The organism is Actinoplanes siamensis (assembly GCF_016862395.1).
In the GTDB taxonomy this organism is placed as follows: Bacteria; Actinomycetota; Actinomycetes; order Mycobacteriales; family Micromonosporaceae; genus Actinoplanes; species Actinoplanes siamensis.
Genome location: NZ_BOMW01000041.1, coordinates 20,933 through 43,802, shown reverse-complemented (window position 1 = coordinate 43,802; position 22,870 = coordinate 20,933). Strand labels below are relative to the sequence as shown.

The following is a 22,870-nucleotide window of genomic DNA, read 5'->3' as shown; positions in this document are numbered from 1 at the left end:
GTCATCCGATCCAAGTCCCCGCCGCCCGGACCGGGGAAACCCGGCCTCACATCAGGCGCACCTCGACCTGGAAGTCCTGCGAGGCACCCCTCGGGGCCGGTCGCACGGGACTCGGCTGACCACAGGAGTTCCCTCACGAGGGTCGAGGCACTTCTCGGCGCCAGCCGGCCGGCGCCTGTCGTTCTCCCCGGGCGTGGCCCGCTCTACACGCTCAGCAGCAGGTCACGAATGTCGGCGGGGCGGGACAGGAACGGGTGGTGGCCGGCGTCCAACTCGACGACCCGGCCAGCCCGGCGGGCGAACTCGCGTTGCCGCCGCGCCGGGGTGCCCCGGTCCTGGGCGCACACCAGGTAGGTGGAGGGGATGTCGTGCCAGGCAGCCGCTCCGACCGGCTGCCCCGTCACCCGCAGGCTCTGCCGCGCGAGGTGCGCCGGCGCCTCCGCCCGGACGTCGGCGTCGCAGTCGTGCAGGAACGTGTCGGCGAGCAGTTCGGGGCGGACCCCGAACGTGCCGGTCCCGGGATCGGCGTCCAGGAACGGCGCGGGGGCGCCGTCGCCGAAGTCCGACAGGGTCTGCCCCACCTCGGGCAGGAAACTGGAGATCAGCAGCAGGTGGCGGACCGCGCCGGCGCCGGCGGCCGCCTCCGCGGTGACGACGCCGCCGTAACTGTGCGCCACCACGATCGCCGGCTCGTCGCTGTCCCGCAGCACCTGCCGCACCGCGGCGACGTCCTCGGCCAGGCCCGCCGCCCCGACACAGCTCGGCAGCTCCGGGGACACGCTGGCCACCCCGTGGCGGCGGAGCAGCTCCGCGGTGCGGTGCCACCACCACTCGCCGTCCCGCACGCACGCACCGTGCACGAAAACCACCCTCATGACTGCCTCCCGCCGTCCCGATCCACGGTAGACGTAGCGGTTGTTACGCGAAAAGATGGCGTGATGGGACGGCGATCGCAGCCCGAGATCAAACAGCGGCTCCTCGACGCGTGCACGGACCACGCGCTCGAGCACGGCCTGCCCGACCGGCTGGAGCCGCTGACCCGCGCGACCGGCGCCTCGGCCCGGATGCTGATCTACCACTTCGGCACCCGCGACGCCCTGCTGCGGGCCATCCTCGGGCAGGCGCGGCAACGGCAGCTCGACACGTTCGGCGCCCTGCTGCGGGCCCGGACCGGCGAGCCGTACACCACCACGCTGGGCACCGCCTGGACGTCGATGACCGGGCCGGCGGGGCAACCGTTCCTGCGGATGTTCAACCAGGTGCGGGACAACTCCCTGCGGCAGTTGTGGCCGGACTTCCGCCGCGCGGCGACGACGGACTGGCTGGAACCGCTCGCGGAGGGCCTGCGCGGCATCGGCCGCCAGGACCACGCGACGCTGGTCCTGGCGGTGATCCGCGGCCTGCTCCTGGACCTCGACGCGACAGGCGACCCGGCCCGCACCGATCAGGCGTTCCAGCACTTCCTGCGCACGCTCGACCCGGCCCGTTCCGATGCGGCCTCGCCACCCGGAGATCACTGAACCGCCGGCTCGGCCCCGGATGAGCCGGCTCAGCCTGTCCGGCGCACATCGATGAGACGAGGTTCTCCGGGAGGTGCTCCATGGCTGACGACGGAATCTTTGACGAGGCCGACCGCCGGGTCGATGACCGGCACGCGCCCGAGGCACACCTCGCCGGCGCCGAGTAGCGGCAAGCGACGAATCGCCCGCGGCCACTCACCGGCCCACGCCCGAAAGGCGAGAAGAATCGAGGGGTACGGCCGGATGACCGTACCCCTCGATCGATGCTGTTCCGGGGATCAGCAGTAGAGGTTGGCGCCCGGGGTGACCCCGAGAATGCCGGCGAACCGGTTGTAGGCGTCGACCCGGCTCTGGACCTGGGCGGGGTTGCCGCCGTTGCACTCGAGCGACCCGTTGATGCTGCGGATCGTCTCGCCGAAGCCGCGGCTGTTGACCATGGCGTCGTGCGGGGTCATCGTGCCCGGGCCGCGCTGGGTCATCCAATACCAGACCGCGGTCTGGTAGGCGACCGACGCCTCGTTCTTGACCCGGTCCGGGTTGTTCAGCAGGTCGATGCCGAGCGCGTCACCGGCCGCCTTGTAGTTGAAGTTCCAGCTCAGCTGGATCGGCCCGCGGCCGTGGTAGGCGGACTGCCCGGCCGGGCAGCCGTACGGCTGGTTGCGGTCGCAGTAGAGCGGCCAGTTCGCCTGGTTCAGCTCCTCGACGTAGACCAGGCCGCCGGACTCGTGGTTGACGTTGGCGAGGAACGCCGCGGCCTCCTGCTTGCGGACCGTGTCGCTGCCGGTGGTGGTGAACGCGGGGAACTTCTTGACGGCGTCGAGCAGGCCGGCGTACGAGTAGAAGCCGATCCGGTTCGGGAACATCTGGTTGAACTGGGCCTCGCTGACCGGGAAGCCGCTGTTGCCGCCGGTGGGCGGCGCGGTGGTGGCGCCGCCACCGCCGCAGGCGCCGTTGTCGGCCCACACGCCGGAGCCGCCGGTGCTGGGCGCCTCACCCTGGGTCCACCACTTGGCGGTCCAGTTGTGGCTGTTGTACGAGGCACGCATGCCTCCGGTGTACACCTGCGAGCCGCTGTACGCGGTGACACAGGCCTCGGCGGCCTGCGACGCCGTCATCGGCATGATCGCCGCGGCGGCGCCGGCCACGGCGACGCTCACCGCGGCGAGGATCGACATCAGCCTTCTTCTCGACATAATTCACCTTCCGTACGCCGGGGGACGTACTGGAGCGAGGGGGATGAGAGGTACATCGACTCAACTAGATCGCGACCGGTGAAGTCAAGTTATCTGTTAAGAAACTTCAGTGATTTCCGGGGGCGCCGGGGCCGCTTTCCTCACACCAGCACCCGGTCGTCCAGGATCCGCAGCAGCGGCGCCGCACGCATCGCCGCCCCGGGCGTTGGCGACGGTCTGCCACTGGCCCCCGGACAGCCCGGCGCCGTCCCAGGACCGCCACCCGAGCCCGCCACCACGGCGCCGGCCGGCAGGTCGGGATCGAAACGCCCGACCGGTTTTCCGGGGTATATGGCCGCACGGGCGGAGACCGTGGCCGCGGACGACAGCCGTCCGGGCCACCGGGGGACAATCACCTGCCGCGGTCCCGGCGCGCGGCGGCCGGGAGATCCGGCGGGACCATGGGGGTGTGTGTGCGGACCTTGCTCATCGACAACTACGACTCGTTCTCGTACAACCTGGCCCACTACCTGGGTGAGGTGACCGGGTCCGAGCCCACGGTGATCCGCAACGACGAGCCCGGGTGGCGGGCGGGGCATCTCGACGGCTTCGACAACGTCGTCATCTCCCCCGGGCCCGGCACGCCGGGCGTCCCGGCCGACTTCGGCATCTGCCGTGACGTCATCGCCACCGGCCGGATCCCGCTGCTCGGCGTCTGCCTCGGGCACCAGGGCATCGCGATGCTCGGCGGGGGGTCGATCGCGCTCGCCCCGGAGCCCCGGCACGGCCGCCGGTCCCCGGTCCTGCACGACGGCACCGGGCTGTTCGCCGGCATCCCGTCGCCGCAGCAGGTGGTGCGCTACCACTCGTGGGTGGTCGACCGCCTCTCCGGCGACCTGCAAGGGCTCGCCTGGACGCCGGACGGGGTGTTGATGGCGTTGCGGCACCGCACCCGCCCGCAGTGGGGGGTGCAGTTCCACCCCGAGTCGATCGCCACCGAGCACGGGCACCGCCTGCTGGCCAACTTCGCCGAGCTCAGCGGCGCGTGGAACGTGCGGCACGGCAGGCGTGCCCGCCCGCGGCGCCCGCGGCCGGTGCGCCCGGGCCGGCCGGACACCACGCCGCGGGTGCGGTACCGGCTGGTGGTCGAGGAGCTGCCCACGGCGTACGACACGGAAAAGGTCTTCGAAGAGCTCTTCGGCGACCAGCCGTTCGCGTTCTGGCTGGACAGCAGCCGCCCCGACCCGCGCCTGGGCCGGTTCTCGGTGCTCGGCGCGACCGGCGGCCCGCTCGCCGAGGTGGTCACCGCGGACGTCACCGCCGGCACGGTGACCGTCCGCTCCGGACGGGGCGTCCACCGGGTGGTCCGGCCCCTGCTGGACTGGCTGGACGACCGGCTGCGCGCCGCCGAGGTGACCGGCGGAGAGCAGCTGCCGTTCGACTTCCGGGGCGGCTGGGTCGGCTATCTCGGCTACGAGCTCAAGGCGCAGTGCGGGGCCCGCCCGGCGCACCGCTCCCCGTACCCGGACGCGTCGCTGCTGTTCGCCGACAGGTGTGTGGTCGTCGACCACGACACCTCCACCACCTATCTGCTCGCCCTGCATCTCGGGGACGAGGGGCCGGCCCGTGACTGGCTCGCCGCCACCCGCGCCCGCGTCGAGCGCCTGGCCGGGGTCCGGAGCCGGCCGCCCGCGGCGCCGGAGCCGGTGACCGCGCCGGTGTCGCCGCGCCACGACCGCCGCGCCTACCTGGACCTCGTCGAGTCCTGCCGGCGCGCCATCGCCGCCGGGGAGAGCTACGAGATCTGCCTGACCAACCAGCTCCAGGTGGAGACCACGCTGGACGTGTGGCCGGCGTACACCGCGCTGCGCCGGGCCAATCCGGCTCCGTTCGCGGCGCTGCTGCGCCTGGGCGACCTGTCGGTCCTGAGCACCTCGCCGGAGCGCTTCCTACGCGTCGACGGCGAGCGGCGGGTGGAGGCCCGGCCGATCAAGGGCACCCGCCCGCGGGGCCGCTCTCCCGAACAGGACGAGGAGCTGCGGCGGGATCTGGCCGGCTGCGAGAAGGACCGGGCCGAGAACCTGATGATCGTCGACCTGCTGCGCAACGACCTGGCCCAGGTCGCGGCGATCGGCTCGGTGGCGGTCCCGGAGCTGTTCGCCGTGGAGACCTACGCGACGGTGCACCAGCTGATCAGCACGGTGACGGCCCGGTTGCGCCCGGACCGCAGCCCGGTCGACTGCGTCCGCGCCGCCTTCCCCGGCGGGTCGATGACCGGGGCGCCGAAGCTGCGCACCATGGAGATCATCGACCGGTTGGAGGAGGGGCCCCGCGGCATCTACTCGGGTGCGATCGGATACTTCTCGCTGTCCGGGGCCGTCGACCTGAGCATCGCCATCCGGACGCTGGTGGCGGAGCCGGGCCGGGTCGGCTACGGGGTCGGCGGCGCGGTCGTCGCCATGTCCGACCCGGTCGCGGAGTTCGACGAGACGGCGGTCAAGGCCCTTCCGCTGCTCACCCTGCTCGGCGCCGGTTTCCCGGAACACGACCCGATGACGGCGGCGAGCGATGCCTGAGCCGGGCCACCTCGACGGGCGCCCGGTGACCGGGGCGGAGCTGCAGGCACTCGCGATGACCAATTACGGCCACTTCACCACGTTCCGGGTCGAGGGCGGCCGCGTCCGGGGCCTCGCGCTGCACCTCGACCGGCTGGTCCGGGACTGCCGCGCCACCTTCGGCGTCCCCCTCGATCCGGACCGGGTCCGGGAACTGGTGCGCCGGGCGGCGCCGGCGGACCGGGCGTGCACGATCCGGGTCACGGTCTTCGACCCGGATCTGGACCTGGGCCACCCGGCTCGCGCGCGGAGCCCGCGCGTCCTGGTCACCCGGCGCCCGGCGGGCACGGCGCCGTTGCCGCCGATGACCGCGGGGACCGTGGCGCACGTCCGGGACAGCCCGCAGATCAAGAGCACCGGCCTGTTCGGCGCCCTGCGGCGGCGCCGCGAGGCGCAACTACTGGGGTACGACGACGCCCTGTTCACCGACGGAGCCGGGTTCGTCTCCGAGGGCGCCACCTGGAACGTCTGCTTCTCCGACGGCGCACACGTGGTCTGGCCGGACGCGCCGTGCCTGCCCGGCGTGACGATGCGCCTGCTCCGGCGGCCGTCGCACCGGGTCGCGCCGGTCTCGCCGGCCGACCTGGCGACGATGCGCGCCGCGTTCGCCACGAACGCCGCGATCGGGGTGCGCGAGATCGGCCGGATCGACGACGTCGTGTTCGCCGGAGACCGCCGGGTGCTCGACGAGCTGCGCGCCGCCTATCACGACATCGAGCCGGACGCCCTCTGAGGACCGGCTCCGGCCGTACGCCCGCGGGGCTCCGGTCCGGGCCGGCGCAGCCGGACCTGGACCGGCAGATGGTCGCTCGGATGCTGATCGTCGCGGTGGAACGTGTTCATCAGGGCGGCCCCGCGACGACGCCGGGCGCGGCGAGGATCCGGTCGTCGCGCTCGCCGCCGCGGACCAGCGGCCGGTGGTCGTGGACGCACGGTGACCGGACCCATCGATTGACACATTTCAATTGATGGACGACGATACGACGCATCGCGCCCTGGGAGCGCTCCCGGCGGAAGGGGATCGTGCCATGCGACGTTCCGTGACGATCGTCCTGACGGCGATCCTGGCCTGCGCCGGCTGGTTGTCCGCGTCATCCGCGCCGGCCCGGGCGGCGGCCGGTGACGGCACCCCGGGCGATCCCAACATCAGCTTCGTCGGGCGCTGGAACAGGACGAACGCCTCGGCGTACGTGCCCTACTGGGCCGGCGCGTACCTGCGGGCCGGATTCACCGGCCGGACCGTGAAGCTCCGGCAGCGCAACACCGTCGACCTGTGGGCCAGCATCGACGGCAAGCCGTTCACCGCCGTCAAGGGCTCCGGCACGATCAACCTGACGCCGGCCCCGCTGGCCGCCGGCAACCACACGCTGATCGTCAGCTACCGGCAGGTGGCCGGCTCCTACACCGGCGACGCGGTCTTCCAGGGCCTGACCCTGGACGCCGGCGCCACCACGTTCCGGGCGCCGGCCCGCTCGAAGCTGGTCGAGTTCATCGGCGACTCGATCACGGCGGGCACGACGAGCAGCCAGCTCGCGGTGACCGGCTACGGCTTCAAGACCGGGGAACAGCTCGGCTACGACCACACGCAGATCGCGATCGGCGGTATGTGCCTGTCCGAGACGACGGACGGGTGCTGGGCGCAGGAGACCCGCTACTGGATGTCCAGCGGGGGCCAGGCCGGCACCGACCAGTGGGACTTCACCCGCTACACCCCCGACGCCGTGGTGATCAACCTGGGCACCAACGACAAGAGCCACGGCGTGGGCGGCGCGGACTTCCAGGCCAGGTACACCACCTTCCTCACCCGGATCAGGGCGACGTTCCCCACCACCAAGATCTTTGCCCTGCGTACGTTCATCGGCAGGTACGCCGCGGAGACGCAGGCCGCCGTCCGGGCGCGCGCCGCCGCCGGAGATTCTCGGGTGTTCTACGTGGACACCACCGGCTGGCTGCCCGCGGACGGGCTCAGCGACTCGGTGCACCCCAACGACAAGGGCCACCAGGCCGTCGCCGACCGGCTCGCCCCGATCCTCGGCGCCCGGACGGCCGGCGCCACGGCGGCGCCGTGCGCCACGCCGGTCGCCACCACCGCCGCCGCCACGCCGGTCAAGGTCTGGATGGCCGGCGACTCCACGATGATGAACGCCAGTTCCTGCCCGATCGGCTGGGGCAGCCAGTTCGCGTCGTACCTCACCACCGACGCCACCGTGCAGAACAGCGCCGTCGGCGGCCGCAGCATCCAGACCTGGCTGTACGAGGGCAACGTGACAGGCGCCAAGAACGCGGCGGGCGAGTGCGTGCTGAGCTCGACCGCGTACAGCTCACGATGGACGGCGATGCTCAACGGCTTCCGGTCCGGCGACCACCTGATCGTCCAGTTCGGCATCAACGACGGCGACTCGGCCTGCCCGCGGCACGTCGGCACGGCCCGGTTCAAGGAGCTGCTCGGCGTGATGGCCTCGGCCGCGAAGGCCCGCGGCGTGAAGCCGGTCCTCGTCACCCCGGTCGCCGCCATCACCTGCAGCGGCGGCACCGCGGTCGGCAACCGCGGCTTCGTCGCCGAGACCAGGGACGCCGCCGCGGCCAACGGCGTGCCGGTGATCGACCTGCACGCGCGCAGCGTGGCGCTGTACAACTCGCTGCGGCTGTGCCCGAACAACGGCGACTACACGACAGGAGCGGTGGGCGCGTTCTTCTGCAACGACCACACCCACTTCGAGGCCGCCGGCGCGAAGCAGATCGCCGGCCTGATCGCCACCGCCCTGCGCGAGCAGAACCTGCCGCTGGCCGCCTACCTGAGGTGAGACCCCGGAACCACCGGATCGCTGGTGACCACCCGGTCGCGGCCCCGCTCCTCGGCCGCGTACAGCGCTCCTCACCTTCGCCACGGCGGATCGGCCGATCCCGGTCGCGGCTGAGCCGACCGGTCAGGCGGCGGCCAGCTGGTTGCGGCCGGACCGTTTGGCGACGTAGAGGTGGGCGTCCGCGCGGTCGTACAGGTTCCGGCCCGGTTCGCCGGGCCGGCACGCGGCCAGTCCCATGCTCAGGGTCACCGTCAGGCCCGGCATGATGGTGTTCCAGTCGCGGGCCTGGATCACCCGGCGGATGCGCTCGGCGACCTGCCGGGCCTCCTTCTCACCGGTGGCCAGGAACAGGGCGAACTCGTCCCCGCCGAAGCGGATCGCCACCTCGTCGTGCCGGCAGTGCGAGCGCAGCACCGCGGCGATCTCGCCCAGCACCCGGTCGCCGACGCCGTGCGAGTAGCGGTCGTTGATCTCCTTGAAGTGGTCCACGTCGATGAGCAGCAGCGAGCCGCCGGCCGTGACCGCGTTGATCCGGCGGTCGAACATCCGCCGGTTTCCCAGCCCGGTCAACGCGTCCGAGGTGGCGGCCAGGTCCGCGGAGGCCCGCGCCGCCTCCAGCTCCACCCGGCGGTAGGCCTGCCGCAGCATCGTGCGCCGGTCCAGGCGCAGCTGCCACAGCGCCCCGACGTGGGTGCGCAGCGAGTCCAGCACCGTCTGGGCCGCCTCGCCCGGGAACTCGACAGGCCATGGCGGAGAAGTATCGCGGGCCCTTGCGCGGCGCCACCTCCAGCAGCGCCATGGCCCGGGCGACGTGGTGCAGGCCGTCGTCGACGCGGCCCAGGTGGATCAGCACCTCGGCGGTGTCCGCCAGGATCTTGGCGTCGGTGGCCTTCGGGCCGCCGAGCTGGGCCTGATCGGCGATCAGATCCTCGGCGATGCGCAGCGCCTCGTCCAGCCGGCCGAGGGCCTTGAGCGCGTACATCCGGCCGAGCCGGCTGACCCGGTGGGTGCGGTGGTCGCCGAGCGCCGCCGTGATCGCCTCGGCCGCGTCCGCCGCGACCAGTGTCTCCGCGTGGTGGCCGCGAATGGTCAGGTCGTGCACGTGCAGCGCGAGGCGGGCGTACGGGCCGTACGGCGACACCAGCACCGGCAGGCGGTTCATCGGCCAGCCGCGTTTCGCATGGCCCTACGGTCGGCCGGCGTGCTCCCGATGTGAGGTGTCCGGCCGGGCCGACACTCCCCGCGTGCCGCGCGCGGCGCCGGGTACGAGGGTGCGGTGGAACTCCGACTGCGCTTCGACGGCTGGATCGCCGGGCTCGGCACGGCGAGCGGGATCCGGCTGGTGGTGGGGCACTGGCCGGACTCACCGTTCGGCTCGGTCAGCGACGTCATGGTGGAACGCCCGGACGGTCACCGCACGCTGCTCGCCCCGACCGCCGAGCTGGGCCGGTTCGTCGCCGCCACGTACTCCTTCGACGAGGTCGGCGTGGTGCCGACGGCGGTGCGGCGGCACGGGCCGGCGTGGACCGTCACGGCCGGCCCGCTGACGCTCCGGTTCGGCATCGGCGGCCGCGGCGCGCTCGGCCGGCTGCTGCGCGCCGTGCCGTCCCCGCTGGCCGGGCAGCTGCCCTGGGTACGGCTGGTCGACCTGCCGGCCCGGCTGCTGAACGGCGTGCGCACCTACGGCAGCGCCGGCAACGGCCGCCGCGAGTGGTACGCCGCCCGGGACCTGCACCGGATCATTACCGCTACGGCCCGGTGGGACGGCACCGACCTCGGGTCCCTCACCCGGGTCGATCCGCCGGTGCGGTTCGGCTTCGGCTCGACGCCGCGGCTGCCCGCGCTGGTACGTGTCACCACCACTGTCGAGGTGCCCGCCACGGGCTGAGCCGGAGCATCCGCGCGGTTCCGGAACCGCGTGGAGATTGACATTCCTCAATTTCTTTTGACAACGTTGTCACACCCATGTCACGTCCGAAGGGACGGCCCCAATGCTCCGTACCCTCGCCACCGCGGTGCTGCTCACCGCCGCGGCCCTGTCGGTCCCATCGGCGGCGCAGGCCGCCGACCTCGACCTGACCGGCTACGTCAACCCGTTCGTCGGCACCGACGACAGCAACTCCCCCAACCCGGTCGGCGGCGGCGCCGGCGGCAGCACCTACCCCGGCGCCACCGTGCCGTTCGGGATGGTGCAGTTCAGCCCGGACACCCCGACCGGCTCGCCGTCCGGCTACCGGGACTCCGACCGGACCATCGAGTCGTTCAGCCTCACCCACTTCAACGGCGCGGGCTGCCCGAACAACGAGGACCTGCCGATCCTGCCGATCACCGGCAACCTCGGCTCGTCACCCGGCAACGCCTGGACCTCGTACGCCAGCGGCTACACCAAGAGCAACGAGTCCGCCGCCCCCGGCTACTACCGGAACCGGCTGGACAAGTACGGCGTCGACGCCGAGCTGAGCGCCACCACACGCACCGGCGCGCTGCGGCTCACCTATCCCGCGACGACCACCGCCCGGGTGCTGATCAACGCCTCCCGGTCGGCCACCGGCGACCGGGCCGGCACCGTGTCCATCAGCGGCAACCGGGTATCCGGCGAGCACACCGCCGGCGGATTCTGCGGCGGGCGCACCTTCAAGATGTACTACTCGATCCTGTTCGACCGCGCGCCCACCGGCGCCGGCACGTTCAACGGCGGCACCGTCACCGCCGGCTCGACCAGCGTCAGCGGGAACCAGGCCGGCGCGTACGTCACCTTCGACACCACCACCGACGCCGTGGTCACCGCGACGATCGGGATCTCGTTCGTCAGCGTCGCCAACGCGCAGAACAACGCCACCGCCGAGGCGGCAGCGTTCGCCACCGTACGGGCGAACGCGAACAACTCCTGGAACGCGGCGCTCAACCGGGTCCAGGTGACCGGGGGCGGGACCACCGACCTGCGAAAGTTCTACACAGCGCTCTACCACGTGCTGATGAACCCGAACATCGCCAGCGACACCAACGGGCAGTACACGGGCTTCGACGGCGCGGTGCACACCGCGTCGCACCCGGTCTACCAGAACTACTCGGGCTGGGACGTCTACCGGTCCTGGGCCGCGCTGACCGCGCTGATCGCGCCGGACGTGATGACCGACATCGTCAAGTCGATGGTGCTCGACGGCCAGCAGGGTGGACTGCTGCCGAAGTGGTCGCACCAGAGCATCGAGGACTTCGTGATGCCCGGCGATCCCGGGCCGATCATCGTGGCCAGCGCCTACGCGTTCGGCGTCCGCGACTTCGACACGGCCGCGGCGCTGGCGCTGATGAGGAAGAGCGCCTCGGGCGGCGCCACCCAGGGGCACGTGCTGCGCGGCAACCGCGGCTCCTACGAGAGCGGCCACTACATCCCCGGCAACCCCTCGGAAACGCTGGAGTACGCGTCGAGCGACTTCGCGATCAGTCAATTCGCCAAGGCGCTCGGCGACACCACGGCGTACGACACCTACGCGACGCACTCGCAATACTGGCGCAGCCTGTTCAACGGCGAATCGTCCTACCTGCACGCCCGCGGCGGTGACGGCGCCTATTCCTGGCCGCTGAACCCGGCGACCGAGAGCCCGTACGTGGAGGGCAACGCCGCCCAGTACACCTGGATGGTGCCGCACAACCTGGGCGCCCTGGTCACCCTGATGGGCGGGCCGAACACCGTGGTCCAGCGGCTCGACCACCACTTCACCGAGCTCAACGGCGGCCTGTCCCGGCCGTACTTCTACGTCGGCAACGAGCCGGAGCACGGCGTGCCGTGGACCTACCACTACGCCCGCAAGCCGGCCGGCGCCTCGGACGCGGTGCGCCGGGTGATGAGCGAGTCGTTCACCACCGGCGCGGGTGGCCTGCCCGGCAACGACGACCTCGGCGCCACCAGCGCCTGGTACGTCTGGTCGGCGCTCGGCCTCTACCCGGTGACGCCCGGCGCCGGCACCCTCGCCGTGCACGGCGGGCTGTTCCCGCAGGCGCTGATCCGGCGGCCCGGTGGCGACGTCACCATCACCGGGGGCAGTGCCAGCAACCGCTACGTGCAATCGATTTCGGTCAACGGGGTCGCCACCACGCACAGCTGGATCACGTACTCACAGATCGGCGGCGGCGCCGCCGTCACGTACACCATGGGTTCCTCCCCCAGCGCCTGGGGAACCGGCGCCGGCGACGTGCCGCCCAGCTTCGGCGACGGCGCGCAGCAGCCGCCGGCCGAGCCGGACCTCGGGCCGAACCTGGCCCTGGGCCGGGCGGTGACCGGCGGCGCGGCCGCCTGCGGCGCCGCGGAGTCGCCGGCCAGGGCCGTCGACAACCAACTCCGGGACAACAGCAAATGGTGTACGACCGGAACGCCGCGCACCCTGACCGTCGACCTCGGCTCGGCACAGAACGTCTCCTCGTTCGTCGTCAAACACGCCGGCCTCGGCGGCGAGCGGACCAACTGGAACACCGCCGCGTTCACCATCGCCACCGGCACCGACGGCACGAACTGGTCGAACGCGGTCACGGTCACCGGCGCACGGGCGAGCCGCACCTGGGCGCCGATCCCGGCGCGCACCGCGCGCTACGTCCGGCTGGACGTCACCACCCCGGCCAGCGACGGCAACACCGCCGCCCGGATCTACGAGCTGGAGGTGTACGGATCCAGCAGCGCCCCGCCCGACCTGGCCCTGGGCCGGCCGGCCACCGCGGACTCGGCCTGCGGCGCGAACGAGGGCGCCGACAAGGCGGTCAACGGCAGCTGGCTGGGCGGCTGGGCCGACAAGTGGTGCTCGGGCGGAGCCGGCAAGTGGCTGCAGACCGACCTGGGCGGCACCCGGCACGTCGGCTCGGTGGTGATCCGGCACGCCGGCGCCGGCGGTGAGTACCCGGCCTGGAACACCCGGGACTTCGACGTGCTCACCTCCCCCGACGGCAGCGCCTGGACGACGCGTGCCACGGTCCGCGGCAACACCGCCGACAGCACCACCACGACTGTCGACGCGGAGGCCCGCTACGTGCGGCTGAACATCATCACCCCGGCCGGCGACGGCAACACCGCGGCCCGGATCTACGAGTTCGAGGTCCGCGGCTGACCTCGCGCCCCGGCGGGGACCGGCTTCGGGCCGGGCCCCGCCGGGGCGGCGGTCTCAACCGGCCAGGGCCGGGCGTATCCGGAACGACGTCTCGGTGCGGAACGCGGCGGTGTGGTCGGTCTGGTCCACCCACAGCTCGTCGCCCCGGTGGTGCACGAACCAGCCCGGATAGTTGGAGGCCTCCAGGGTGACCGTCCCGGCGGCCGCCCCCGCGCCGGTGCAGAAGGTGGCGTCGCCGCGGAACAGCGGCGTGCCCACGTCCGGATCGAGCCGGAAACGCCAGGAGGCGTGCCGCAGATACCTGCCGTTCTCCGCCCGGAACGAGAAGCAGCCCGGCTCGGCCAGACCGGTGACCGCGGTGAACGTCGCCCGGCGCCGGACGGAGTACTCGCCGGTGGGGCCGGCCGGCGTGAGGAAGGCCAGCTCGCCGGTGACGCTGACGTAAGAGCCCGGCACGTCCGCCGATTCGATCGAGACCGGCTGCCCGGGGACCAGCGAGGTGGTGGCCGCCGGCCGCGGCGCCGCGGAGCTGACGGTCCGGGACCGCGACGCCGACGCCGACGGGCGTGCCACGGAGGGCGACGGGCGCACCACGGCGGGCGCGGCCGGCGCCGCGATGGGCGCGGCCGGCGGCGGAGGCGTGCCCGGCAGCGTGGTGGCGGTGACGGCGGCTCCGGCCGCCAGCGTGCCGGCGGCCAGGCAGGCGGCGACCGGATGGGCCACCGCGGCCTGGGCGAGCTGGCCGAGCACGCCGGCTCCGGTGGCCACCCCGGTCGCCGTGGCCGAGCTGGTCAGCGCGGCCGGCGCGACGGCCGCGGACAGCGCGGCCGGCACCGGGAGCAGGACGGCGATCGGCAGCAGGCGCTCGGCGGGGACGACGGCCGGCGCCGCGGCCCGGCAGACCTCGCAGGCGCGGGTGTGCCGCCGCAGCCGCTTGCGCCACAGCGGCGACGGCGTCCCGTCCCACCCGGCCGCGGCCGCCTCCAGTCCGGGGCACCGCGGCCGGGCGTCGAGCGCGGCGACCAGCTCCCGGCACTGGTCGAGCTGCTGGCGCATCCGCTGGACCCGCACGCCGGCGTGGGCGAGCCCGGTGCCCAGCGACGCGGCCAGATCGGCGCGGGTCAGCTCGCCGGCGTTCTCCAGCAACCACAGCGACAGCAGCACCCGGTCGCCCGGGTCCAGCCAGTAGCCGGCGCGCACCACCTGGCGGCGTTGCTCGGACAACTCCAGCTGCAGCAGGGTGCGGTCCTCCACCGCGGCGGCCGGGTCGGTCAGCGTGGACGCGTCGTCGAGCGGGGCGGTGCGGGCCGCGTCGGCGCCACGGCGCTGCAGGTGGGTGCCGATCTGGTTGACGGTGATGGCGGTCAGCCAGGACCGGAAACTCTCCGGCTTGCGCAGCGCCGGCAACTGCCGCAGCGCGCGCACCAGGACGTCCTGGACCACGTCGTCGGCGTCGGCGTGGCCGTCCAGCACCTGCCGCACCAGTGTGTACACCAGCGGCAGACTCGCCGCCACCAGGTCGTCCATCGCACGCCGATCGCCACTCTGGGCCGCGACCACGAGACTCGTCTCGATCCTGGCGCCAACACGCATCTTCACATCACCGTCGTGGAGCAGAAAGGAAGACCCGTCTCCGGTGGGGGATCCGGTGTCATGACGTAACAAGGTGCGCGAAATGACCAGTCGCGTCAAGTACGCCGGGCGCAGCGGCGGGCCTCGATTCGAGCGACCATCTGGGACGCATTCGCATAACAGATAACCGGAAATCTCCCGCATTACGGGCCGGCGGTTCCGAAACTTTCGGAGGTGACCGCCGGAACGATCGGTGAGCGATCCTTTTTCGCGGTCGGAGTTCGCCCGAATGAAGATCAACAACTGCCGCTAGCTGTTCTTATTGCCGCGAGCACCGACCCAAGATCGACTTCGGTATTTCCGTAATGTTTCCGGAAGTTGTTGACAGCGCGGTGACCCACGGGCCACCATCTCGCAGTGACGGACCTCAATGGACCGTCATCCTCGCCACGAGGCACGGCACCGATTCACGGTGACGCCCGTCCTGGTCACCGGCATTTCCCCGATGCGTTTTCGCCGTGCCCCGTGGGGCTGTTCCCCATCAGCCCGACCCATCTGGAGGACCCACTCCCATGACCGCAGATCTCGCCCACCCGAAGGGCCACCGGCGTGGCCGCATCCGCCTGCTCGCCGGCGCCGCCCTCGCGCTCGCGACGGCGATCGCCGGAATGGCGCTGCCCGGCGCCGCGCACGCCGAGTCGGACCGGACCGTCAGCTCCAACACCACGGGCACGCACAACGGGTACTACTTCTCGTTCTGGAAGGACAGCGGCGACGCCAGCATGACGCTGCGCGCCGACGGCAGGTACTCCAGCTCCTGGGGCCGCAGCACGAACAACTGGGTCGGCGGCAAGGGCTGGGCCACCGGCAGCCGCCGGACGATCTCGTACTCCGGCTCGTACAACCCGAACGGCAACAGCTACCTGGCCCTGTACGGGTGGACCCGCAACCCGCTGATCGAGTACTACGTGGTGGAGAACTTCGGCACGTACAACCCGAGCACCGGCGCCACCCGGATGGGCTCGGTCACCACCGACGGCAGCACCTACGACATCTACCGCACCCAGCGGGTCAACCAGCCGTCGATCGACGGCACCGCCACGTTCTACCAGTACTGGAGCGTGCGGCAGCAGAAGCGCAGCTCGGGCACGATCACCACGGCCAACCACTTCGACGCCTGGGCCCGCGCCGGCCTGAACCTCGGCACCAACTTCGCCTACCAGATCATGGCGACCGAGGGCTACCAGAGCAGCGGCAGCTCCGACATCACGGTCCGCGAGGGCGGCGGTGGCACCACCCCCACCGACCCGACCAGCCCGCCGCCGAGCGGCGGCAACTGCACCGCCACGATCTCGGCCGGCGAGCAGTTCGGTGACCGGTTCAACCTCAACGTCGCGGTCAGCGGCACCAGCAACTGGACCGTCACGCTCAACCTGAACGGCGGGCAGAGCCTGCAGAACAGCTGGAACGCCTCGGTCAGCGGCACGAGCGGCACCGTCACCGCCCGGCCGAACGGCAGCGGCAACAACTTCGGCGTGACCATCATGGCCAACGGCAACTGGACCTGGCCGACGATCACCTGCCGGGCCGGCTGACCCCGGCCGGCTTCCGGACACTGCACCCGTGGCGCGGCGGCCCGTCCGCCGCGCCACCCTCAGCGGAGGTAACACATGACGATCGCCAAGGCCGCCGCCACCACCGCCGGCGACGGCGGCGGGACCGGCCACCGGACGATCCGCAACCCGGTGCTGCCGGGCTTTCATCCCGATCCGTCGATCCTGCGGGTCGGCTCCGACTACTACATCGCGACCTCGACGTTCGAGTGGTACCCGGGCGTGCGGGTGCACCACTCGACAGATCTGGTGAACTGGGAGCCGATCGGCGGTGTGCTGACCGAGCGGCGACTGCTCGACCTCACCGGTACCGCCGACTCGTGCGGTGTCTGGGCGCCCGACCTGACCTACGCGGACGGGCTCTTCCACCTGGTGTACGCCGACGTGGCGACGTTCGCGGGCGGCTACTGGGACCCGCAGAACTACCTGGTCACCGCGCCGAGCATAGCCGGACCCTGGTCGGACCCGGTGGTCCTGCACGGCCGCGGCTTCGACGCCTCGCTCTTCCACGACGAGGACGGCAGCACCTGGATGCTGTCGATGCGCGCCGACTGGCGGCCCGGCCGCAACCGCTTCGCGGGCATCTCCGCCCAGCGGTACGACCGGGACCAGCGCCGCCTGACCGGCCCCGAGCACGTGATCTTCGAGGGCACCGAGGCCGGTCTCACCGAGGCGCCGCACATCTACCGCAAGGACGGCTGGTACTACCTGATCACCGCGGAGGGCGGCACGACGCTGACCCACCAGGTCACCGTCGCCCGGTCCCGGAACCTGCTCGGCGGGTACCGGGTGGACCCGGCCGGACCGTTGCTGACCTCGGCCGGGCGCCCCGAGCTGACCCTGCAGAAGGCCGGTCACGGCAGCCTGGTGCGAACCCCGGCCGGCGAGTGGTACCTGGCGCATCTGGCCGCCCGGCCGTACGCGCCCACCGGCCGGTGCGTGCTCGGCCGCGAGACCGCGCTGCAGAAGGTGGAGTGGCCGGCCGGCGAGTGGCCCCGGATCCACGACGGCGTGCCGGCCGAGCAGGTTCCCGCGCCCGCCGGCGCCACCGCGGAACCTCGCCCGCTCTCCTCCGGGCAGGCCGAGGAGGACCACTTCGACACCCCGGTGCTGGGCGCGAACTGGTCGACGCTGCGCCGGCCGGCGACACCCGACTGGATCGATCTGTCCGCCCGCCCCTCGCACCTGCGGATCCGGGGCGGCCAGTCCCCGATGGCGCGGCACCGGCCCAGCCTGGTGGCCCGCCGGGTGACCGATCCGCTGTGCACCTTCGAGGCGACCTGCGAGTTCGAGCCGAAGAACTTCCGGCAGCTGGCCGGCATCACCGCGTACTACAACTCGCGCAACTGGTACTACCTGCACCTCACCGCCGACGACGACGGCACGCCGGTGCTCGACCTGCTCTGCTGCGACAGCGGGCGGGTCACCGCGGCGCCGGGCGTGCGGACCCCGCTCGGCGACGCGCGACGGGTGGGGCTGCGGGCCCGCCTGGACGGCCCGGCCCTCACCTTCGCCCACACCACCGGCGCCGGCTGGCACGAGCTGGGCCGGACCTTCGACGCCACCACCCTCTCCGACGAGTACGCCGCGACTGTCGTCCCCGGCGAGCCCGAGGCCTGGGGCTTCACCGGCGCCTTCGTCGGGCTCTGGGTGCAGGACCTGGGCGCCGAGGGGGGTTACGCCGACTTCGACCGGGCCGTCTACCGCGCCGGGTGACGTCGTCAGGGCGCGGGCGCCTGGGACGGTTCCGCCGGCCCGCGCCGGGGCCGTCCACCGGCGCCGGGTGACGTCGTCACGGCGCGGGGTCGGCCGCGAGCCGGATGGTCGTGGCCGCCGGCCCGGGCGCGGCGATGGTGAACGGAGCCGGGCGGCCCGCGCAGTACAACTGGTAGTCGCCGAGGAATCCGCGCACCTCGACCCGCCCGGCGCCGTCGGTCCGCAGGCTCGTCGGCGGGAGCCACCACTCCCCCTTCACCAGGTTCCGCAGCGCGTCGTAGGCGGGTTTGGGTGAGCCGTCGGCGCGCACCAGGCCGCAGGGCGCGCCGAGCCACGCGCCCTCGTCGGTCAGCCCCCAGTAGGTGATCGCCTGAACCGCGGGGTGTGCGAGCAGCGTCCGGTAGTGCCGCACGATCTCGTCGGCCTGCCGCTGTTCCCCCTCGGGGGTGGAGGGCCAGCACGCGACCTGGTAGTCGTTGAGATCCTCGATGTGCGCCGGCATCAGGTCGCCGGAGAGCAGGGTGGTCTCGGTCAGGTGGATGGGCAGGCCGTAACGGGCGAACCGGTCCAGGACCGCCAGCGTCCGCTCCTCGCCCCAGTACCCCTGGTGCATGTGACTCTGCAGGCCGATCGCGTCGACCCGGATGCCGGCCTCGAGGACGCCCTCGATGAGGCATTCGTACGCCGGGGAGACGTCGAAGTCGTTGAGCACCAGCGTGGCCGCGGGGTCCGCCGCGCGCGCCTCCTCGAACGCCAGCCGGACGGTCGCGATCCGGCCCCGCTCCCAGGCCAGCCGGGTGATCGCGTTGCGCCGCGGCTCGTTGCGGAACACCGGCATGATCACCGCCTCGTTGATCGCGTCCCACGCGTCCACGACGCCGGCGAAGTCGGTGACCTCGCGCCGGACCCGCGCCCGGACCGCCGCCTCGACCTGGTCGGCCGGCAGCTCCCGCAGCCAGTCGGGAGCCAGGGTGTGCCAGACCAACGGGTGTCCCTTGACCCGGCAGCCACGGTCGGCGAACCACGTGGCCGCCCGGCGCAGGCGGCCGGTGCCGGGCCGGCCGGGCTCCGGCTCGAAGCCGCTCCAGTAGAACGGCAGGGTCGCGGTGTTGAAGACCTCGAGCCACAGACCGGCGAGCCGGACCGCGTGGTCCGGGGCGGCCGCGCCGAACACACCGGGTGCGGGGGCGGTCTCCTCGTTGGCCAGCGCGACCAGGTCGAAGCCGATGTTGCCGAACGGGAAGGCGTGGGCGCGCTGCTCGACGATGACCTCGCGGTGGCTCAGCGGGCGTCCGCCGGTGTCGAGGACGGTGACGACGAGCGCACCGGAACGGTGATCGAGCTGGGTCGCTGTCACGTCACCACCATCGATAGTTTCGGCTGAAAATTCACAAGTTTCGAGAGCGGGGCAGCAGGCATCGCCCCGAGCGCTCCAGGTGATCTCCACGTTGAGCAGACCCGATGTGCACTATCGTCGTCACCTGCGGGCCCACTTTTCGCTCAGGTCAATATCTTGACATTCCCATGCCTCGCTTCATAGTTTGAGCGCCATCTTCCGGAAACATTCCGAAACTTTCGCTATCGAAAGTGGGTTGTCATGGCACCGAAGAGGACCCTCGCGGCAGCCGTCGTGCTGGCGCTGAGCACGCTGGGTCTGGCCGCCTGCAGCGGCGACGACGACGGTTCCAGCTCGGGCGGCGACGTCACGATGGAGCTGTGGCAGAACTCCACCACCGGTCCGGGCAAGGCGTTCTGGGAGAAGACGGTCGCCGACTTCCAGACCGCCCACCCGAACGTGAAGATCAAGCTGCAGTCGATCCAGAACGAGGACCTGGACGGCAAGCTGCAGACCGCGCTGAACTCGGGCTCCGCGCCGGACATCTTCCTGCAGCGCGGCGGCGGGAAGATGGCCGCCATGGTCGAGGCCGGCCAGCTCAAGGACGTCACCGACGCCATCAGCCCCGAGACCAAGCAGGCGGTGGGTGAGGCGGCGCTCAAGACCGCGCAGGTCGACGGCAAGGCGTACGCGGTTCCGGTCTCGATCCTGCCCGGGGGCCTGTGGTACAGCCAGGACCTGTTCAAGCAGGCCGGGGTCAGCTCACCACCGGCCACCCTGGACGAGCTGAACGCCGCGGTGACCAAGCTCAAGGCCAAGGGCACCCCGATCGCGCTCGGCGCCAAGGACGCGTGGCCGGCCGCCCACTGGTTCTACTTCTTCGCGTTGCGCGCCTGCAACCAGGCCACCCTCGACGCCACCGCGAAGAGCAAGACCTTCGACGACCCGTGCTGGACGAGGGCCGGTGAGCAGCTCAAGGCCTTCGCCGACACCAAGCCGTTCAACGAGGGTTTCCTGACCACCTCAGCGCAGCAGGGCGCGGGCAGCTCGGCCGGCCTGCTCGCCAACCACAAGGCGAGCATGGAGCTGATGGGCGCCTGGGACCCGGGCGTGATCGCCTCCCTCACCAAGGACACCAAGCCGCTGCCCGACCTGGGCTTCTTCCCATTCCCGGCGGTGTCCGGCGGCCAGGGTGACCCGGCCGCGGTGATGGGCGGCGCGGACGGCTACTCCTGCTCGGCCAAGGCGCCCAAGGAGTGCGCCGACTTCCTCAACTACATCGTGACCAAGGACGTGCAGGAGGCGTACTACAAGGCCTTCAACTCCCTGCCGGTCAACAAGCAGGCGCAGAGCGCCATCACCGAGCCGTACCTCAAGGCCGTCCTCGACGCCTACAACAAGGCGCCGTACGTGTCGCAGTGGCTCGACACCGTGTACGGCCAGAACGTCGGCAACGCGCTGAACGTCGGCGTGGTGAACCTGCTGGCCGGAAAGGGTGACGTCGCCGGGATCATCAAGGCTGTCAACGACGCGGCCAAGAAGGGCTGAGAGTGGCCGACAGTCTCGTGATCACCGATCACGTACGCGACGGGGGTGGCGTGGAGCCGCCACCCCCGGCACGTTCGCGGCGGCGTGGCATCGGCTGGGCGCAGCGCCTGGAGATCCTGCTGCTGTCCGGCCCGGCGGTCCTGATCTTTCTGGGCTTCGTGGTCGCCCCGGTCCTGGTCGCGGTCTACCTCGGCCTCTACCGGTGGAAGGGTTTCGGGTCACCCACCAACTTCGTCGGCCTGGACAACTACGTCACGATCCTGCAGGACCGGGCGTTCTGGGACGCGCTCCAGCACAACGGCATGATCCTCGTGCTGTCGCTGGTGTTCCAGGGGCCGATCGCGGTCGTCCTCGCGCTGCTGCTCAACCGCAAGATCCGGGGACGGTCCGTCATCCGCGTGCTGATCTTCGTGCCCTACGTGATCTCCGAGGTGATCGTCGGGACGGCGTGGGCGTTGCTGCTGCAGACGAACGGGGCGGTCAACGACGTACTGAGGTCGATCGGTCTCGGCGGTCTGGCGCAGGACTGGCTGGCGAACCCGAAACTCGCCATCTGGACCCTGATGTTGATCCTGACCTGGAAGTACATCGGTTTCGCGGTGATCCTGTTCCTGGCCGGCATGCAGAACATCCCGGAGGAACTGGCCGAGGCCGCCGCCGTCGACGGCGCCTCCTACTGGCAAACCCAGTGGCGGATCACGCTGCCGCTGCTGGGGCCGACCATCCGGATCTGGGCGTTCCTGTCGATCATCGGATCCCTGCAGTTGTTCGACCTGGTCTACATCATCTGGGGCCAGTACGTCTCGTCGACCGCCGGCACCTCGACGATGGTGACCTACATGGTCAACGAGGGCCGTAACGCCGGCAACTACGGCTACGGCAACGCGGTCGCGGTCGTGCTCTTCGTCGTCTCGATGACCATCGCGCTGCTGTACCAGCGTTTCGTTCTGCGCCGGGACACCGAGGGCGCGCTCACCGGAGGGCGGTAGACATGGCCGGCAGGAACGACAACAGCTGGGGACATCCTGGCATCTACGCCGGGGCCCTGCTGCTGATCGGCGTGATGCTCGGGCCGGTCGTCTACATCATCATCGGCGGGTTCCGGACCAACGCGCAGATCACCACCGACCCGGCCGGCCTGCCCGACCCGTGGGAGACCGTCAACTACTCGGGCGTGCTGGGCGGCAGCAGCTTCTGGCGCCAGGCCGGCAACTCGACGATCGTCGCGGTGGTCACCACCCTCGCGGTGGTCCTGCTGGGCGTGATGGCCAGTTACGTTCTGGCCCGCTACCGGTTCCGCGGTCGCGGAGCGATGTACGCGTTGTTCGCCGCCGGTCTGATGTTCCCGGTGACGGTCGCCATCACCCCGGTCTACATCCTGGTCAAGACGCTGGGGATCGTGAACACCCTGCCGGGGGTGATCCTCCCCCAGATCGCCTTCGCACTGCCCACGACGATCATCATCCTGGTCCCGTTCCTGCGGGCGATCCCCCGCGAGATCGAGGAGGCCGCGGCCATCGACCGCTGCAGCCGGCTCGGTTTCTTCTGGCGGATCGTGCTGCCGCTGTCGGTGCCCGGCCTGGTCACCACCGGGATCCTGGCGTTCATCAACAGCTGGAACAGTTACCTGCTGCCGCTGTTCATCCTCAGCGACCAGGAGTCCTTCACCCTGCCGCTGGGGGTGCAGGCGTTCGCGTCGGAGTACTCGGTGGACACCGCGAAGGTGCTCGCCTTCACGTCGCTGTCGATGATCCCGGCGCTGGCGTTCTTCAGCCTCTTCGAGCGCCGCATCGTCGGCGGCCTCACCGGCGCCGTCAAGGGTTAGGGCGTCAGCCGGCGGTCGGTTCCCGCCCGGTCCGGCGCGTCCGGACCGGACCGGCC

17 protein-coding genes are annotated in these 22,870 nt (G+C 71.7%); 12 read left to right on the top strand and 5 right to left on the bottom strand.

The genetic code is table 11. The features are described from left to right. Positions 1-203: 203 nt before the first annotated feature. Positions 204-875: an alpha/beta hydrolase gene (locus Asi03nite_RS21705; protein WP_203682261.1), complete on the bottom strand. Its 672-nt coding sequence runs from the start codon at positions 873-875 to the stop codon at positions 204-206. A gap of 63 nt (positions 876-938) precedes the next feature. Here Asi03nite_RS21705 and Asi03nite_RS21700 point away from each other — a divergent pair, with 63 nt between their 5' ends. Next, positions 939-1,520 (top strand): TetR/AcrR family transcriptional regulator, encoded by a 582-nt coding sequence (locus Asi03nite_RS21700; RefSeq protein ID WP_239102839.1) that lies wholly within the window; start codon positions 939-941, stop codon positions 1,518-1,520. A gap of 278 nt (positions 1,521-1,798) precedes the next feature. Here the strand turns inward: Asi03nite_RS21700 and Asi03nite_RS21695 are convergent, their stop codons facing one another. Further along, positions 1,799-2,713 (bottom strand): glycoside hydrolase family 19 protein, encoded by a 915-nt coding sequence (locus Asi03nite_RS21695; RefSeq protein WP_203682259.1) that lies wholly within the window; start codon positions 2,711-2,713, stop codon positions 1,799-1,801. Between the two features lie 452 nt (positions 2,714-3,165). Here Asi03nite_RS21695 and pabB point away from each other — a divergent pair, with 452 nt between their 5' ends. The 3 genes from pabB to Asi03nite_RS21680 all read left to right on the top strand — a co-directional run bounded on the left by pabB (position 3,166) and on the right by Asi03nite_RS21680 (position 8,111). Next, complete coding sequence (gene pabB / locus Asi03nite_RS21690; RefSeq protein ID WP_203682258.1) at positions 3,166-5,268, top strand: aminodeoxychorismate synthase component I; 2,103 nt, start codon at positions 3,166-3,168, stop codon at positions 5,266-5,268. After that, entirely contained in the window at positions 5,261-6,040 is a 780-nt protein-coding gene (locus tag Asi03nite_RS21685; RefSeq protein WP_203682257.1) for an aminotransferase class IV, read from the top strand. The genes pabB and Asi03nite_RS21685 overlap by 8 nt, the downstream gene beginning before the upstream one ends. Before the next feature lie 295 nt (positions 6,041-6,335). Next, positions 6,336-8,111 (top strand): GDSL-type esterase/lipase family protein, encoded by a 1,776-nt coding sequence (locus Asi03nite_RS21680; RefSeq protein ID WP_239102838.1) that lies wholly within the window; start codon positions 6,336-6,338, stop codon positions 8,109-8,111. A gap of 123 nt (positions 8,112-8,234) precedes the next feature. Here the strand turns inward: Asi03nite_RS21680 and Asi03nite_RS37990 are convergent, their stop codons facing one another. Beyond that, positions 8,235-8,822 (bottom strand): GGDEF domain-containing protein, encoded by a 588-nt coding sequence (locus tag Asi03nite_RS37990; protein WP_239102837.1) that lies wholly within the window; start codon positions 8,820-8,822, stop codon positions 8,235-8,237. Positions 8,823-8,922: 100 nt separating this feature from the next. Here Asi03nite_RS37990 and Asi03nite_RS37985 point away from each other — a divergent pair, with 100 nt between their 5' ends. The 3 genes from Asi03nite_RS37985 to Asi03nite_RS21665 all read left to right on the top strand — a co-directional run bounded on the left by Asi03nite_RS37985 (position 8,923) and on the right by Asi03nite_RS21665 (position 13,204). Continuing rightward, positions 8,923-9,327 carry a hypothetical protein gene (locus tag Asi03nite_RS37985; RefSeq protein ID WP_239102836.1) on the top strand — a complete coding sequence of 135 codons (405 nt, stop codon included), beginning with the start codon at positions 8,923-8,925 and terminating at the stop codon, positions 9,325-9,327. 60 nt (positions 9,328-9,387) lie between these two features. Further along, the gene (locus tag Asi03nite_RS21670) at positions 9,388-9,999 is read left to right on the top strand and encodes a hypothetical protein (RefSeq protein WP_203682255.1); all 612 of its coding nucleotides are present in this window, start codon (positions 9,388-9,390) and stop codon (positions 9,997-9,999) included. 103 nt (positions 10,000-10,102) lie between these two features. Next, positions 10,103-13,204, top strand: a complete 3,102-nt coding sequence (locus Asi03nite_RS21665; protein WP_203682254.1) for a GH92 family glycosyl hydrolase — start codon at positions 10,103-10,105, stop codon at positions 13,202-13,204. Positions 13,205-13,258: 54 nt separating this feature from the next. Here the strand turns inward: Asi03nite_RS21665 and Asi03nite_RS21660 are convergent, their stop codons facing one another. Further along, complete coding sequence (locus Asi03nite_RS21660; RefSeq protein WP_203682253.1) at positions 13,259-14,797, bottom strand: sigma-70 family RNA polymerase sigma factor; 1,539 nt, start codon at positions 14,795-14,797, stop codon at positions 13,259-13,261. Positions 14,798-15,348: 551 nt separating this feature from the next. Between Asi03nite_RS21660 and Asi03nite_RS21655 the strand changes: the two genes are divergently transcribed. Continuing rightward, positions 15,349-16,371, top strand: a complete 1,023-nt coding sequence (locus tag Asi03nite_RS21655; RefSeq protein ID WP_239102835.1) for a glycoside hydrolase family 11 protein — start codon at positions 15,349-15,351, stop codon at positions 16,369-16,371. Between the two features lie 75 nt (positions 16,372-16,446). Further along, positions 16,447-18,105, top strand: coding sequence for a glycoside hydrolase family 43 protein (locus tag Asi03nite_RS21650; protein WP_203682252.1), 1,659 nt, complete (start codon positions 16,447-16,449; stop codon positions 18,103-18,105). 76 nt (positions 18,106-18,181) lie between these two features. Here the strand turns inward: Asi03nite_RS21650 and Asi03nite_RS21645 are convergent, their stop codons facing one another. Next, complete coding sequence (locus tag Asi03nite_RS21645) at positions 18,182-19,462, bottom strand: endo-1,4-beta-xylanase (protein WP_203682251.1); 1,281 nt, start codon at positions 19,460-19,462, stop codon at positions 18,182-18,184. Positions 19,463-19,702: 240 nt separating this feature from the next. On the opposite strand from Asi03nite_RS21645, the gene Asi03nite_RS21640 reads away from it, so the two are divergent. The 3 genes from Asi03nite_RS21640 to Asi03nite_RS21630 are packed head-to-tail and all read left to right on the top strand — an operon-like array spanning position 19,703 to position 22,814. Beyond that, on the top strand, positions 19,703-20,989 hold the full coding sequence (locus Asi03nite_RS21640) for an ABC transporter substrate-binding protein (protein ID WP_203682250.1): 1,287 nt from the start codon (positions 19,703-19,705) through the stop codon (positions 20,987-20,989). 20 nt (positions 20,990-21,009) lie between these two features. Continuing rightward, positions 21,010-21,978: a carbohydrate ABC transporter permease gene (locus Asi03nite_RS21635; RefSeq protein WP_373872148.1), complete on the top strand. Its 969-nt coding sequence runs from the start codon at positions 21,010-21,012 to the stop codon at positions 21,976-21,978. Between the two features lie 2 nt (positions 21,979-21,980). Continuing rightward, positions 21,981-22,814, top strand: a complete 834-nt coding sequence (locus tag Asi03nite_RS21630; RefSeq protein WP_203682249.1) for a carbohydrate ABC transporter permease — start codon at positions 21,981-21,983, stop codon at positions 22,812-22,814. Positions 22,815-22,870: the final 56 nt, after the last annotated feature.